Below are 15,718 nucleotides of genomic sequence, written 5' to 3' on the forward strand. Positions count from 1 at the left end.
TGAATTTATCCTAACTTGGAAACTTGCTGACGAGGATGCATTTGTTTTCTCATAGAGATAGGGGAAGAAGATTTGAGCCAAGTTGACTTCTACCTCTCCCCTGTTTTTTAGTCTTTAAGACATTGGCCCCTGGTCGGGAAACATACACTTGTCAGAGTCACAGCCACTGGGGCCAGCTTCTGTTAACTCTCCGGAATCATAGCGGCTGAGAACTGCACAGAAATCATCTGTGTTACGTCGCTCTTTCACTTCTTGACTTAAACGCTCATAGGTGAGTTTGTCTATGGGTTCAAATGGTAGCCGGGGGAATGATTGCAAGTCGTCAAACCGGGCTAAAAGTGCGGCTGAAATATAACCCTCATCATTTTGGATGGTTTCGTAAATTTTCTGTCCCAGTCCTTCAACTTCTTCAGAGCGCAATTCTAAGGTTGCTGATGTGTTGTGAGTCACATACCAGCGCTGAACTTGCAGGACAAAATCAAATTGCGCTAGTACAGAAAACTGAGAAACATCAATTTGATCTGCTCCTGGGACATCAGCCCAAGATACAGCTACGGGGATTTCTACTAGCCATTCGCTCACGCGAGGGTCAAAGGGATCATTGAGCAAGTTACCCTGTTCATCTTTGTCAGATTGGGAGGGGATTACACTGTAACCATAGTCAATGCAGGCTAAGGCTACGGGGTCATTTTTACCGAAAGTGATCCGGCGAATAAATCTTTGGGCTTTGGGGGGATGCCAGCCAGAACTAGCACCTGTGAGCAAGGATTTAGTGCCACTGGGTTGGACTGTAGTACAGCGATTAGGTCGTTTTATTTGATGGCGATCGCAATATTCCCACACAACTCGATGCACGGTATCTTTCCAGAAGGTTAAATATTTCTTTTCCTCCTGCTTAAAGACTAATCCTTGGGGAGTTTCCGGTCTTCCTTCTGACCACCACCGTAACCAGTCAACACCAAAAGCATGAACAAAGAAATCAAATAAACCTGTGAAAGAAACCCCCACAATCGGGTCAAGTTCTCGACTATATTGATAGCGAGGTTCTAGGAATTTGTGATTTAAAAGTGCGGCTACAGATAACGCCCCAGCCGTGAAAGCTTCCTCTTGTTCTTTATAGTTCTTTGGGTCAATTTGATTTAAGTGTATCTCCGCCAAATTACAGTGAAAATTGCTACCAATAATTTCTCCGCAGTTGTGAGTAATGCAACCGTTAGCAATGAAGGAATGAGTCAGGGGAACATGAAGATCATAAACAGGTTCTTCGCCAAATTCTTCTATGCTTTGAACTTTTGAACTGAACCTACGGCTAATAATAGCTTCACTATATTTCCTTGATGATGGCTTGGTAGCCAGTGTTGTTAAACGTCCTTGCTTATCAGGTGTGAGAGGAAAACCAATAAATTCCCAGAATTTTCTGGCTTCATTTCCTGAATAAATTATTAGTCTCCAGCTACCCCGATTTTGACTGATTTTTTTAGTTCCATCTTTTAATGTGTATGGAACTCCTATACTTCCTGGCTTTTGTTTGATTAGGAGACTACTTTTAATGCCTAAGTTAAGTAGAATAATCTGAATTTGACTTAGTAATTGCCGTGAACGATTACGCAGTTCAATATTTCTACCTTTGACATTCACGCAACCGTCTGCGGAAAACAATCCCTGTAGGAAACCAATGATTACCTCTCTTGATTGAGAGAAAAATTGATCTGGTAAACAGTCTTTTGACTGTACACCTAGTTTCTTGAGAAATGAATCCATTAAAAATGAGCCACTATGAAATGTATAAACACCTTTCACCAGACTTGGCTTGTGACTATAACCTGTCAAAGATTCCACGGCGGAGTTCAAAAGAGGAAAAGCAGTTTCGTATTCATTTGTATTGATGTAGAATACAGCGTCTAATCCTTTAGAACCCTTGTAAATTGAGCCATCACCGTATAACCAACCAAGCATTTGTGCTTGTTCAACCGTGATAGTACCCTCACCAAAGTATCCTGCTCCTTTTTGGATATAGATATGATGGTCAGATGTTAAGTCTTTAGTTGTTACCCATCCGTGATTGGTAAAATGTTGATGATCAGCCGTGCATCTCATTTGCTGGCCATTTGCTAAAGTAATTACATAAGTTGTTTGTACTCCTGTGGGAAAAGCGATCGCATCAGTTAATTTGACTCCATCTAATCCTACAGAACGCAAGTCAACTAAAGCTTGAAATGGTTTACCAACTAAATCTTTAATGGGTACTAATCCCTGATTAGTAGATACTAAGGTATCACCTGCATGACAGGGGTTTAAGCCGTATCTACCCAAACGATGTGTTAATTCTTGAGCATCCATATTTGGGTAACGTTCTTGCATCCATTCTTTGGCTTTTCCTTGGTGATATGCTTGCAGAAAATCTGTTTTCAGTTCTGGTGTATTTAGCAAATCACAGTTGGATCGAGCAACTGCTTCACCTGCCCATTGAATCGCACCTTCGCCACTGTAGTATTGTTTACGTACAGCTTCTACACATTCTTCTAATGTGGGCTTATGGTGAAATACACGGCTATGGTTGGCCATCCGTAAAGCGTCACGCTCAGGATCAATGCGCCAGTTGCCATTTTCATCCTGTTGCCAGAGGTTATCTTTGGCAGTACCTCCTTGTTCATCGTCAGAAATAAACTGACGAATCCCCGCGCTTCTCCGTATGTTTCCTGCAACAATTGTTACAGCAGCTTGATCGATTAATAAACAGCATTCTACTGAATTTAATTGTCGTCCTCTGGCTTTATTGAGGATGGATACACAACGCTGATAGAGTCCAGGCAACTTAATAGGATTAGCCACCCCTCCAAAGCCCTTGAGAGTTTCTCCCGACTGACGAACATCGCTCAGATCAACGACTACTTCCACTTCTGCGGTAAATCGTTCATCTGTGGAAAGTTCCAATAAGCTTTTATAGGATTCTACCCAACCTTCACGGCTATCTCCCACATGGATGATAACGTTGTTACCTTCTATTTGGGTTTCAGTGTATTCACGACGTAATTCTGGAGATGTGCTACCAATATCTCCATTTACCGTCACATTTAAGTAATTGCGGATGGGAGGTAATTGATTAATATATTGCGGTTCTATAACGGCTCCCGTACCACAGCCCATCATGGCTAAATCCATCATCAACCCGAAGGCGCTCCAGTCTTGCAGGTTGGTGGAGGTGCAATTATAAGCTCCGGAAAAGTTTTTGGGTTTGCTCACCCAGTCTGTACCACCTACCCATAACCAGCGGCCACTGGGTAAGGCTTTAAGGTTACGTTGCATATTCTCTAGGATGGCAATTTCAGCAGGGGTGAGCTTCCCTAACTCAATGATGCCTTGAATAGTGCGATCGCATACCTCATCCCATGTTTCCCTTAACCCTGCCTTTGTCCGGCGGCTATAGGTTCTAAAAAATACAGGATTTGCAGCTGGGGCGGTTTCTGGAAACCTTGCACTCTGACGTTTTTTTTCTAACTCTCGAACCATAATCAAGTTTTGTTGCTTGCGAACAGATTATGACTATACGCTAACTAGATTTAGGATTAAAGATTGCCAAAATTTCCACTTTGCGCTACCACTCCTGGTATGGGAATCACAACTAAAATATTTCATGTATAATGTCTTCCTGCTCTGGTTTTAGCTATATACTTAGTGACTATAATTACTTTTGAAACCATTTCCGTTCTAGAGAATTTAGGTGACGAAAGTTTCACTTATACTTAATTGTATTTATATTGACATAGTAAAATTTCGTGCATTATTGGATGGTAATTTATCCCATGTTGTGCGATAAATATCGTATTTAAAAAATTTTTTCAAGCAGGAATAAATTATTACAGAGGGTTGTATGAATTTTAGTTTAATTTTCGCCAATCATCCTCACAGTATATGGCTATATGACCAAAAAACTGGCAAATTTTTAGATGTTAATCAAACTGCTATTATGCAGTACGGATACTCTAGAGAAGAATTTTTGCAAATGCACATAGAGGAAATTCAAGCAAAAATATCTGATTTAGATATGTCTGGGCAATATAAGCATCGCAAAAAGAATGGTGAATTTATTTCTGTAGAGACAATTGAATACGAAATTAAATATGAAGAATATCATGCTAAGTTAGTTCATATTAAAGATATTGCAGAAGATAAAAAACTAGAAGACACTCTTCAGGAAAGTGAAATAAAATTCCGCTCAATTTACGAGGTAATTCCTGTACCATTAATTATTTTACGGTTAGAAGACGGCATCATTTTATATGCCAATTCAGAATTACTAAAAATAGTTAATTGTGGATTAAAGGATTTAATTAATTGCCCAATTTCTGATTTATACTATGATCATACTTCTCAAAAACAAGCAATTTTATCTGCCCTGAATCAAGATGAATTACTGCAAAATTACGAATTACTACTTCAGCGAAAAGATGGTAGTTATTTCTGGGCGATCGCATCATTTCAATATTTAACTTTTCAGGGAGAATCGGCAATATTAGCTGTATTCTCAGACATCACTTCCCGGAAGGAAACTGAACTAGCTTTTAAGGCTCAAGCGGAACGAGAACAATTAATGCGAACTGTGTCTGAGCGGATTCGCCAATCTTTAAATTTACAAGATATTCTCAATACTACAGTTGAAGAAGTACGGAATTTACTCAAAGTTGATCGGGTTGTAGTTTATCAGTTTGCTGCTGATATGAGTGGCAAAATTGTTGCGGAATCTGTGGGAGAAGGATGGACAGTGGCTTTAGGAGTGACAATTAAAGATACTTGTTTTCAAACAGGAGGAGCCGTAGCTTATTACCAAGGACGAAAACGGGCGATCGCCAATATTTATCAAGCTGGATTAACTGATTGTCATCTTCACTTATTAGAACAATTTGAAGTCCAAGCTAATTTAGTCGTGCCGATTTTGCTAAAAATAGATGAGGAAAATACTGGCTCATCTTTGTGGGGTTTATTGGTGGCGCACCAATGTTCTACTAGCCGTGATTGGGAAGAAAATCAATTAGACTTGCTGGATCAACTTACAGTGCAGATTGCGATCGCCATTCAACAATCTAGCATATTTCACAAAGCCCAAAACGAGTTAGCAGAAAGACAAAAAGCGGAAATTAACTTAAAAGCTGCATTAGTAGAAAAAGAAGTTTTATTAAAAGAAGTTCACCATCGAGTTAAAAATAACTTACAAATTGTATCCAGCCTCTTACAACTCCAGTCTCAAACAATCAAAGATCCAGAAATTAGCCGGGTTTTCCAAGACAGCCAAAATCGCATTGACTCCATTTCGCTGATTCATAAAAACTTATATCTAGCCCCCAATATAGGTATACTGGATGTTCCCGACTATGTGGAAAATCTCGTCACCAGTATCCTGATTTCTTATCAAATAGAACCAAGTAAAATTTACCTAGAAACTCACATAGATCCAGTTAACTTAAATGTTGATCAAGCCATAGGCTGTGGGCTAATCATCAACGAATTATTATCCAATTGCTTTAAACACGCCTTTCCTGGTCAAAAAACAGGTAAAATTACTATTGATTTACGTGGTATCGGTAACGACGTTGAAATGATAATTCAAGATAATGGCGTTGGTTTACCAGATAACCTAGATTGGAGTAGTGCTGATTCTTTGGGTCTTTCATTGGTTTATGACTTAGTGATAGAACAACTAGAAGGTAGCATTACTGTAGAACGTCATCATGGCACAGTGTTTAAAATCCAGTTTCCCTGTCTAACCTTGCAGCACAATGGATCAAGTGAGAATTTTAGTTGTTGAAGATGAAGTGATTGTAGCCAGAACCATTGCTAATCAACTTACTCAGTTAGGATATATGGTTACGGGTAAGGCTTCTTCCGGGGAAGTGGCGATCGCTAAAGCATTAGAGACTAAGCCACAACTAGTATTAATGGATATTATCCTCAAAGGTAATATGGATGGAATTGCAGCAGCAGCTTCAATTCGGGACCAGTTAGATATTCCCGTAATTTTCCTGACTGCTTACGGTGACGATCAGACTTTACAACGTGCAAAACTCACTCAACCCTTTGGATATGTAGTTAAACCATTCACTGCTAAAGATTTAAAAATAGCTGTAGAAATCGGTTTATTAAAACACCAACTAGAACAGGATCTGCGCGAAAGTCGGGACAAATTAGCCACCCTGTTAAACTCCATGAGTGATGCTGTCATTGCAACCAATGAGCAAGCCGAAGTTACATTTATGAATCCTGCGGCTGAATTAATCACTGGTTGGCAACAAGCAGATGCTCAAGGAAAAGATATATCCATAGTTTTTAACATTGTCGATGAAATTACAGAAACTGAACTAGAAAACCCAGTAGTCAAAGTCCTGAGAGAACAAAAAGTTATTTATTTAGGAGAATTTACATCTTTAATTACTAAAAATGGTCAAAAAGTTCCGATTGGGGATAGTGCTTCCCCCATTATGCGACGCTCTGACACAATAGATGGTGTCGTTGTGGTTTTTTGGGATCTTAGTCAACGTCGTCAAACAGAATTTTTGGAGAGAGCCTTAAATCAAGAGCGAGAACTCAACAATCTTAAATCTCTATTTATCTCTACAGTTTCTCATGATTTTCGGAATCCCCTAACTGTAATTCAAACCGCAGTCGAACTCCTAGAAATCCAAGGAGATACCATCACACCAGCCAAAAAAAGTACCTACCTCCAGAGAATTAAAGGTGCTGTGGAATCCATGAAACAATTAATGGAAGATGTATTGTTTATGGGTAAGTCAGATGTGGGCAAACTAGAATGTGATCCCCATCTAGTCAATTTAGACAAACTATTTAGAGAATTTATTGAAGAATTTTCTTTAATTAGCCATGATAGAAATGAAATTATATTTACCTGTAAAAGTCAATTCACAGATGCTTTAATAGATGAAAAACTGTTACATTATATATTTCTGAATTTACTTTCTAATGCAGTTAAGTATTCTCCTCCTAATCAAAATATTCAAGTAAATTTAACCTGTGATGTCACAGAAAATATAGTCAAATTAGAGATTCAAGACCAAGGAATTGGGATTCCCGAAGTAGATCAACGGCGATTATTTGAATCATTCTATCGAGCCTCGAATGTGCATTCCATCCAGGGTACAGGACTAGGATTAGTGATTGTTAAAAGATGTGTGGAAACTCTCCAGGGTGAAATTAGTTTCAGTAGTGAAGTTGGTGTGGGTACAACATTTACAGTCATGTTTCCCCTTAATTATTCTGTCGGACACCATCCACCACAGGCGTAACTTGTTCACCAGAAAAGGGATTTGTACCACCACTCCAGTTAAAGTCACTAATCCGGATGCTAAAACCGCCTAATTCTAATACTGGGTTATAACGCAAAGTTAGTCCATAGGTGCGGCGGCTATATTCTAAAATATAATCTGTGCTAGTTTCTTTACCAGTGTCTAAGTTAATTGCTGTTTGAAAACCCAAACGCAATGGCCCGTAAATCTGCTGTGAGATTCCCGCACCTAACACTTTGTTATCAACGGAACGATCAAACAAAAACGGTGATAAGCCACTATTGAAACCCTGAGAATAAGTGACATTAAAAGCAGTGTAATCCAGGTATGGACGGGAAAAATTACCAAATTGTCCGATTAAGCCGATTGAACCGGTCAGGGTACTTTGATTTTCATTATTAGTATAATAACTACTTGTACCTGTGAGACTAGCCACGGTTTGCACGTAAGGGACAACAGGATTTGGTGTGTACTTTAATCCCTCAGTGGCGGTAGGTGGTAATGGTTCACCCTGCCAAAGTAAAAAGCCCCGACTCAGGCTGGCAGTACCTTGGAAGCGTCCCAGAGATATCCGATTATTTGTGCGGTCTGGTTCTAGTAAGTCTAGGCGGTCAGTGTTGGCGTTAATATATTGTACGCCTGCTTGATAGTTAAGGTTAATACCAGTATTACCTAAAGGAATCACAGGAGAGCTAATTAAACCGCCAAGACTACTTTGGACAGTTTGAAAACCGAGAGTACCATTGTATAGGCGATCGCGGTAACTATATTCCAAATTTAAAATGTGGGGATTGACATCGCCTAAAGCGTGGCGCATTCGCAAACTTCCCCGCAAATTTTCCTCAACCTGACTTAAATCAAAACTAGTTAATTCCCCAGCCCCTTCAACTGTTGTCCGTGGATTTAAAACCGCATTTACACGGGTTGTAACTCCAAATAAACTTGCTAAATCACCTGTACCTTCTTGTAAGGCTTTCTGCACAAAGAATTGTGGCGTAATTCGCCAATTTGTCTGTTCATTATCTACGGGGGTGAAGCCTCTTTCTAGAAACAACCCACCACGGCGATCGCCATCAAAACCCGGAGAAACAAAAAATGGTGAAGCATCCCGTTCAAAACGGTCTATAGTCTGTCTATCTACCGGAATGGGAATAGAAAGTTTTTGGTCAAATACTAAACGCTGTCCCCGCGTAGTAATGGTTTCAACTAAAGGAGATTCCTGGGTAGCAGTAACTTGAGAAGCACGTAACTCTAACTCTGGAGGTGAAAAGGGATCATTAGTAATCCGCACATCCTCAGCTTGCCAGCCTCGCGGATAAAATTCAATCCGTTCTGCTTCAAATCGCAGTCGCCTGACTTGACCGCCATTTTCAGGCGTAGGTACGTTACTTGTTGGTGTACCACCTAAAGTAAAATCAACACCCCCAGGACTACTGATTCCAGTCAGAGGTTGATTTCTTCTGACGCGATCGCTTAAAGGACTCTGAATTTGACTAGGTATCACATCACTAGCCGAAAAAGCCAAATCTCTTTGGGCTGAGGGGACAAAAATTTCCCCACTGCCGTTTTCTATTTCCCCATTATCTTGGATGAAATTATAGCTAAACCGTTCCCCTCGCAACACTTGATCGCCTCGTGTTAAGGCCACATTCCCAGACCCCACAGCGATCAAATTATCTAAATTCACCTGCAAGCGATCGGCATCTACCACAGCCCCATCAAAGCGCACCACAACATTACCTTCTGCGGTAATAATCTGCCGTTCTGCATCATACTCCTGCCGATCTGAGATCACCTCTACAGTTCTTTGTCGTACAGGCGGCGTAGATGTGGACTCTTCAACTGCTGGGAGGCGTGACTTAAATTCTATAGTTGCAGGGCCAGTATTTTCCTGACTAGATTCACGTGACTTAAACTCTAAAGTATTTTCTACCGGTTGAGAACTCCAGACATCATCTTCCGCCACCGAAATATTGATACTATCCGGAAATTGTTCTATGGAAACATTACTAACCGCCCCCTGTGGAGTTTCTTTCTCCGCTAGGACTTGCACCTGATTTCCACTGCTAGAATCACCCACACTCTGGGGACTCCCCAAACTCGCAGCACTCTGAGAACCCCTCAAAGGCGAAAATTCTGGCGGGAAAATTTCCCCACTACTATCAGGCGGAATTGACAAACTGAAAACAGCTTGATTTTTTTCCACTTGAGGAATTTGTGATACCACCAAGAACTTTTGTTGATCCCTTTCGGTATTAGTTTCACTCCTGAAAATTGCCGGAAATTGACTATCACTAACAGAAGAAACAGAGTTTTCTGATGGTATCGGTTCAACAATTGGTTGTAATGCTGGCGGAATGGAATGAAGCATATCTGGGCAAATCAAGCTAACAAATAGCCAAGTAGTAGCCGGAAGGATGAATAACACCTTTTACCTTCCGACTTTCGCTGTTTGCCTAAACATAACAGACTGCTCAGGAAGGAGGTTTAATGTTGTCCGTCTTCCGGCAGTTGTGCATAATTGATCAGAATCCTACTCTGAATCTCGCCGTCCGGGGTTACGGGCTGGATCGTTCGACAAGAATCCGAACACAAAAATAGCCACAAAGAACGCAACAACAATATAAACAGCGATTTTTAAAGTCACCATACAAATATCTCCAAAGGGTGTGAGAAAAAACTGTCTCTTTTACTATCGGCCATACATAAAATATAGCTACCTTATATTACCGAAATCTCGTCCCTTTTTGAGATGACTTTGCTTAATACACCTTAGCTGTTTTTCGCTCTTACTCCAGAGACGTTAACTAACAACAGAAGTTTCCCCTAAAAGTCACCAAGACTATGATGCTACCAAATCTTTGCTGACTCGACTTCTAATCACTCGGACAGGGGAACCGACAGCCACAGAATAGGGAGGAATATCTTTATTTACCACTGATCCCGCACCAATCACACTACCCTTACCGATAGTCACCCCATCCAAAACCGTTACTCCATGACCTAGCCAACAGTCATCTTCAATCACAATTCCCTGACGAGTTACCCCTTGAAATTTTATCGGCTTTGTTAGGTCTGCAAATTTGTGGTTATTGGCATATATTCCCGTATGGGATGCGATCATACAATGCTTACCAATTTTGATATTTCCAGGGCCAGCAATACAAACATCAGGAGCGATAAAAGTTTCATCATCAATAAATATAGAAGTGTCATCTAAACACCCAATATCAACATAACGCTCCAAAGCTACACCATTACCCAAACAAATTTTATTATTTTGGTGTCCTTGGGCATCCATTCGCACACCCTTAAAAATAAACACCCCATCACCAAGCTCAATTCCAGAAGTTCCCAGAAATTCCACCCCATTTTGAATATAAATAGGTTTACCCATCCTCGCAAAAATCTGACGGTATCCTAGACTTCGTAATTTTGGCCCCAGGGCAAGTGTGGGAATTTCTCCTAGTAAAGTAGTAATTAATAATTCTTGTAATCGCTGCAATTTTGAGTTATATCGCTTGTTATTCATAATGCAAAATCTCTTTGTTGTTCAAAATCTTCAAAACTGAAGAACAATATTTGGGAAATATTGGCAGTAGCACATATAGCAGTTCCCATGCTCGTGAGGTACAAAGTTTTTTAGTTTTAGGGAACAGGGAACGGGGAATAAATTGGTGTGTACTTCATCAGAGTGGGAAAGGCTATATACTGGTATTTTAAAATTACCAATTCACTGATTTTCATACACAACGATTCCATCACATTTACCCAATTAGGAATAGAACCACTAAAATTAAATAGGTAAATTTTGCATCAAACCTAATCCAAATTTTCGGCATTTTTCGGCGGGTTTATCCCTCATTCTGTTCAGGATAAAATTTAAGAAATGAAGGTACTATAAAAATCTAGTCCGCCTAACAATGACTTACTATCAATCAGCAAATTAAAGGAGCTTTTTCAATGCAAACAAATTCTTACTATTTTCACTGGCTTACTTGAAAATATCCTCTCGTTTTACCAATTTATCAAACATAAGCCAGATTGATATTCTATGAAAATTCTTATTCCAAAAAATCAAACTCAGGGTGGAGTTTCACCAACTTCAGCCATCACATTCAAATTAACCATCGGTGCAAATAAATAAGCACTGCCACGATTGCAATGACGACTTTCTCGCAACAAATTTTTAAAAGACGCGGCGCTCATCATGTTACACATCAATGATTTATAGGCAAGCTAAATAACAACTGTAATTATGTTAATTATTTTTCGTGATAGTTTTTTAAGCTTAACACATTTCTTTAAAAGCGAAGCACTTTTATTGAATAAGTTTTTCCTATTATTGATGTATCTCTATTAAGTTCAGAATAAACCTACATAATTAATTGGATAATAATTAGCAATATATATAGGAATCATATTTGATTTCTGAAAAACACGTAGGGTGCTGTATAGCCCAAGGGGCATGGCTCCGCTAAAGCGAAGCGTAACGCACCATCCTGAAAGCCTTTCGTGCGTTACGACGTTCCGTCTAACACACCCTACAACACCTAGATTTTTTCAATAATCAAACCGTAGTCCTATATATTGAATTTCTGCATAACTTAACTATTGATTATTTGGAGAGTATAATCTTTTACTAAGCTTATACAAACGATAATTATATTAACTAATTTTTTGAGGATTAATAATGTACTTATACCAAAATACATTTTGTGGAAAAATATCATCAATTAGTCAAGTTAATTTGATATTAAAAATGTTGATCATCACTACCTATAACTATCTGGGTTCAGTATTTTACAAGTATAAAATTCAAGCAATAGCATCTGTAGTGCTGTAAAATTAGCACAAAAAGGGGTCACTCACAATTAATGTGGTTTAATTTTTATATACTTTGAGGAATCATGTAAATCATTATAAATAATATTAACTTTCATCACCTTGACATATATTTCAGGATGCTACAAAGATAATTTAATTTTACATTGAATAAAAAATAAATATTCAATCTTAATTACATCTAAATACAGCAATAAGAACACACAGATTTTTTACTTAATCGCCATGAGAATTGATATCGGATTATACTTAAAAGTTTTGGGGAAATATAATAAATTCGCCGACACTCTTAGCAAAGGTTTTTTCTGTTTAGTTGAGGCTTCCAGTCGCTAGTTATACATGAGACTTGACAAACATCATCCAATCACAAACTAGATATTAGATAACAGCATGAATTGCTTATACACGCAATTACAAATATAAGAAAAAAGCAGTTTTATACGAGATATAACTGGGAGAATTTATGTTTGGTAAATCCTTAGAAAAAAGTATATCTCTAGATTATGCTGAATATAGATACGATTGATACTTATTTATGAATTTTTTTATTACATTTCATGCTCTAGAGTAAATCATACCAACTTAAAAGGAATTTAGAACCAAAACAGATGATGAAAACCTTGCAATTAAGGAGTTTCAAGGCTTTTTCCATATCCTTGCGATATCTGATATAATTTCTGACTTTGGTCGTGGGGGTAAAAAAAGTTGCATATAGGCTTTTTAGCTAAAGACTCCAGCATAATCAGGATTTATTTATATTTGTTTAACTTTTAGCTGATAGACCAAGAATGAAATTTTAATATACTAAGTAAATACTTGAGGGTAATCCATAGACTTAAAAATTCCCTTGGTGTAAACTTTATCAGCGATGTCAGAAATAATTTTTGATGCTGAAAAAGCCATCGTAATTTTACAAACACAGTAAAAAGAATTGGCGACGGTGGGTAGACAGCAAGAGATACCTCAGAAATAGCCAAAATTCAACTTGGAGTTTTATCAAAATTATGCAGCCAATTCGTACATTTAACGTTTCCCCTTCCTTACCATCACGGCTGGAACCTCTGAGGAAATTAGCATATAACTTGCATTGGGATTGGAATGTTGAAAGTAAAGATTTATTCCGTCGTTTAGACCCGGAACTGTGGGAGTCTAGCCATCATAACCCAGTGTTAATGCTAGGTACTATCAGTCAAGCGCGGTTATTAGAAGTTGTGGAAGATGAAGGCTTCCTCGCGCAAGTGGACAGGGCGGCGCGCCAGCTAGAAGATTATTTACAAGAACGTACTTGGTATCAGAAACAACGTCACCAAGAACCCAAGGAATGTTACGCCTATTTTTCGGCGGAATTTGGACTTGTAGATTGTTTACCAGTTTATTCTGGGGGTTTAGGTGTTCTTGCAGGGGATCACTTAAAATCTGCAAGTGATTTGGGTTTACCTCTTGTGGGTGTGGGTTTATTGTATCAACAAGGATACTTTGCTCAGTACCTGAATGCAGATGGTTGGCAACAAGAACGTTACCCCATCAATGATTTCTATAATATGCCTTTGCATCTGGAGCGTAATCCTGATGGTTCGGAATTACGAATTGCGGTAGATTATCCAGGGCGCAAGGTTTACGCCAGAGTTTGGCGCGTACAGGTGGGAATGGTGCCACTGTATATGCTAGATACCAACATTGAACCTAATAATCCTTACGACCACGATATTACGGATCAGCTGTATGGTGGTGATATCGATATGCGTATCCACCAGGAAATTATGCTGGGTATTGGTGGTGTACAAATGTTGAAGGCTCTGGGTTATGATGTGACTGCTTATCACATGAATGAAGGCCATGCGGCTTTTTCGTCTTTAGAACGTATCCGCATCTTAATTCAGGAAGCCGGATTGAGTTATGATCAAGCTAAACAAGTGGTAGCCTCTAGCAATATTTTTACTACTCATACGCCAGTACCCGCCGGGATAGATTTGTTCTCTCCTGACAAGATTCTCTATTATCTGGGGTACTATGCGGATATTTTTGGCTTGCCTAAAGAGCAGTTTTTAGGGCTGGGGCGAGAAAATACTGGTGATTTATCTGCACCTTTCAGTATGGCGGTGTTGGCGTTAAAGATGGCAACATTTTCTAACGGTGTGGCACAGTTACATGGTGTGGTATCACGGCAAATGTTTCAGGGTTTATGGAAAAAGGTACCGGTGGAAGAAGTACCAATTGCGGCAATTACCAATGGTGTTCATGCACGTAGTTGTGTGGCTAAGTCAAATCAGGAGTTGTACGATCGCTATTTAGGCCCCAATTGGTCATCAGCAGCACCAGATAGCCCTTTGTGGGATCGGATTGATACGATCCCCGATGAGGAATTGTGGCGCAATCACCAACGCTGTCGCTTAGATATGGTTGTCTATGTTAGAGAACACTTAGTAAAGCATTTGCGCGATCGCGGTGCGTCAGCTGCGGAAATTCACCAAGCCCAAGAAGTTCTCGATCCCAACGTTTTCACCATTGGCTTTGCACGACGTTTTGCCACCTACAAACGCGCTACCCTGTGGATGCGTGATTTAGATAGAATCAAGCAGATTTTGCTGAGTAACAAAAATCGCAAAGTGCAATTTGTGATCGCTGGTAAGGCTCACCCTAAAGATATTCCAGGAAAAGAATTGATCCGTGATATCAATCACTTTATTACTGAACAAAACTTGGAAAAACAAGTGGTGTTTGTGCCTAATTATGATATCCACATTGCTCGCTTGATGGTAGCAGGTTGTGATGTCTGGTTAAATACCCCTCGTCGTCCCAGGGAGGCTTCCGGTACTAGTGGGATGAAGGCGGCTATGAATGGGTTGCTAAATTTAAGTGTTCTTGATGGCTGGTGGGATGAGGCTGATTATGTCCGGACTGGTTGGTCAATTGGACATGGTGAAAATTACGATGATCCTAATTACCAGGATGAGGTGGAGGCTAATGCTCTTTATGAGTTGTTAGAGAAGGAGGTTGTGCCTCTGTTCTATGAATATCAGGATGTTGATGGCTTGCCCAGGTCATGGATTGCTAAGATGAAGGATGCTATTCGCTTGAATTGTCCTTTCTTTAATACAGCGCGGATGGTGGGCGAATATGCTCAACGGGCTTATTTTCCGGCTAGCGATCGCTATCATGTTCTCACTGCTGATAATTACGCTCCAGCGAAGGAGTTAGCCAGTTGGAAATCTAAACTCAGCGCCAAGTGGTTTAATATCAAGGTCAAAGATATTGATGTATCCACAGATGCTGATATTGAGGTCAACCAAAGTGTTGCTGTCAAAGCCAAGGTTGATTTAGCGACTCTGACTAATGATGATGTCCGGGTGGAGTTATACCAAGGTACGATTGATGCCAATGGTGAAATTGTCAATGCTATACCTGTGGTGATGGATTACCAAGGACAAGATACAGATAACTTAAGTGTTTACACTGCTAATATCACGTATACGGCTTCTGGTTTACAAGGTTTGTCTCTGCGTGTTCTACCCCAGCACCAACATTTGTCTAGTCCTTATGAGCCAAGATTAATCGCTTGGGCTGAATAGGGAAGAAGC

8 protein-coding genes are annotated in these 15,718 nt (G+C 39.6%); 3 read left to right on the top strand and 5 right to left on the bottom strand.

Features of this window, described 5'->3' with window-relative positions:
- Positions 1-114 precede the first annotated feature (114 nt).
- Positions 115-3,510, bottom strand: a complete 3,396-nt coding sequence (gene nrdJ, locus ACM0OP_RS00455) for a ribonucleoside-triphosphate reductase, adenosylcobalamin-dependent (protein ID WP_414526416.1) — start codon at positions 3,508-3,510, stop codon at positions 115-117.
- Positions 3,511-3,871: 361 nt separating this feature from the next.
- On the opposite strand from nrdJ, the gene ACM0OP_RS00460 reads away from it, so the two are divergent.
- Complete coding sequence (locus ACM0OP_RS00460; protein WP_414526417.1) at positions 3,872-5,803, top strand: PAS domain-containing sensor histidine kinase; 1,932 nt, start codon at positions 3,872-3,874, stop codon at positions 5,801-5,803.
- Positions 5,775-7,295, top strand: a complete 1,521-nt coding sequence (locus ACM0OP_RS00465) for a hybrid sensor histidine kinase/response regulator (RefSeq protein WP_414526418.1) — start codon at positions 5,775-5,777, stop codon at positions 7,293-7,295. Before ACM0OP_RS00460 ends, ACM0OP_RS00465 begins: the two co-directional genes overlap by 29 nt.
- Here the strand turns inward: ACM0OP_RS00465 and ACM0OP_RS00470 are convergent.
- The 4 genes from ACM0OP_RS00470 to ACM0OP_RS00485 form a co-directional block, all read right to left on the bottom strand.
- Positions 7,258-9,666 (bottom strand): DUF3769 domain-containing protein, encoded by a 2,409-nt coding sequence (locus ACM0OP_RS00470; RefSeq protein WP_414526504.1) that lies wholly within the window; start codon positions 9,664-9,666, stop codon positions 7,258-7,260. The two genes, ACM0OP_RS00465 and ACM0OP_RS00470, sit on opposite strands and share 38 nt — an antisense overlap.
- A gap of 162 nt (positions 9,667-9,828) precedes the next feature.
- Positions 9,829-9,945 carry a photosystem II reaction center protein I gene (locus ACM0OP_RS00475; protein ID WP_280652617.1) on the bottom strand — a complete coding sequence of 39 codons (117 nt, stop codon included), beginning with the start codon at positions 9,943-9,945 and terminating at the stop codon, positions 9,829-9,831.
- 192 nt (positions 9,946-10,137) lie between these two features.
- Positions 10,138-10,827 (bottom strand): acyltransferase, encoded by a 690-nt coding sequence (locus tag ACM0OP_RS00480; RefSeq protein WP_414526419.1) that lies wholly within the window; start codon positions 10,825-10,827, stop codon positions 10,138-10,140.
- A gap of 551 nt (positions 10,828-11,378) precedes the next feature.
- The gene (locus ACM0OP_RS00485) at positions 11,379-11,507 is read right to left on the bottom strand and encodes a hypothetical protein (RefSeq protein WP_414526420.1); all 129 of its coding nucleotides are present in this window, start codon (positions 11,505-11,507) and stop codon (positions 11,379-11,381) included.
- A 1,637-nt stretch (positions 11,508-13,144) separates the two neighbouring features.
- On the opposite strand from ACM0OP_RS00485, the gene glgP reads away from it, so the two are divergent.
- Complete coding sequence (glgP, locus tag ACM0OP_RS00490; protein WP_414526421.1) at positions 13,145-15,709, top strand: alpha-glucan family phosphorylase; 2,565 nt, start codon at positions 13,145-13,147, stop codon at positions 15,707-15,709.
- The last annotated feature ends 9 nt before the right edge of the window (positions 15,710-15,718 follow it).

The sequence above is a fragment of the Nodularia chucula CCY0103 genome, from assembly GCF_963923915.1.
GTDB lineage: Bacteria > Cyanobacteriota > Cyanobacteriia > Cyanobacteriales > Nostocaceae > Nodularia > Nodularia chucula.